The sequence below is a fragment of the Microbacterium sp. BF1 genome (assembly GCF_019279095.1).
Classification (GTDB): domain Bacteria; phylum Actinomycetota; class Actinomycetes; order Actinomycetales; family Microbacteriaceae; genus Microbacterium; species Microbacterium maritypicum.
Genome location: NZ_JAGYWT010000702.1, coordinates 1 through 969, shown reverse-complemented (window position 1 = coordinate 969; position 969 = coordinate 1). Strand labels below are relative to the sequence as shown.

The 969-nt window shown below is 69.9% G+C and carries 2 protein-coding genes; one reads left to right on the top strand and one right to left on the bottom strand.

Annotated features, from left to right (window positions below):
• A partial coding sequence (gene arfB / locus KZA10_RS16175; protein WP_218683397.1) for an alternative ribosome rescue aminoacyl-tRNA hydrolase ArfB occupies positions 1-295 on the bottom strand: 295 nt, incomplete at its 3' end.
• Between the two features lie 110 nt (positions 296-405).
• Here arfB and KZA10_RS16170 point away from each other — a divergent pair.
• Positions 406-969: cupin domain-containing protein (locus KZA10_RS16170; protein WP_218683396.1), on the top strand; the 564-nt coding region annotated here is incomplete at its 3' end.

Genomic DNA, 969 nt, shown 5'->3' with positions numbered 1-969 from the left:
CGAGCCGGTCCCGCGCCGCGTCCCTGTTGCGCAGCTGCGCGCGGTGCTCGGATGCGGCGATCGTCAGCACGCCATCCACCAGACGGCCGCTCAACCGGTCGAGGAGCCGTTCCCGCTGATGCGGCGAGAGCACCGTCGAGTTCGCCGCATCCCAGACGAGCTCCACACGCGAGTCGGCGGTGTTCACACCCTGCCCTCCGGGCCCGGAAGACCGCGAGAAGCGCCACGACAGCTCGGCCTCGGGGATCGTGAGACCCGAAGAGACGCGCAGACCGGGGCGATGGGCGGAAGGCATACCTCCATCATCGGTCCTCACGGAGCAGTCGCGCCTCACCCCGTTAGCATGGCGGAGGTGGCAGAACCGATCTTCCCGAGCATTCGGGGCGGCCGTCGCGCGGAGCACGAATGAACTCATATCGGCAGGACGACTGGGCGGCGAGCCCCACGTATCCGTCGACCGTGAACGAGCCGTACCTGATGGGCACCGGCGTGGTCACCGCCGACGACACCGGCACCCGCCCACTCTCTCCGCCGCACAGCCACGCCGATCCGATGCTGGCCTGGTGCTACCGCGGCTCGGTGTGGGTGCACCTGCAGGACGCACGGTGGCGCCTCGCCCCCGGACAGGGCGTGTGGATCCCCGCGCGCACCCCGCACACGGCCCATCACGAACCCGACTCCATCGGCTGCTACACCTACATTCCCGACTCGTCGCTGATCGCCCCGATCGATGACATCACCCGGGTGCTGGTACCGCGCGCCGTGCAGGAGATGCTCCTCCATCTCGGCATCAACGACATGCCCACCGACCTGCGCGTGCGCATCCAGTCGGTGCTCATCGAGATGCTGCAGCAGCCGCTGCCCGAGGCCGCCAGCGACTGGGGCGAGGTGCCGATGCCTGCGGATGAGCGGGTCGTCCCGCTGGTTCAGGCCGTGCTCGCCGACCCCGGTGACCCCCGCAGCGCGATC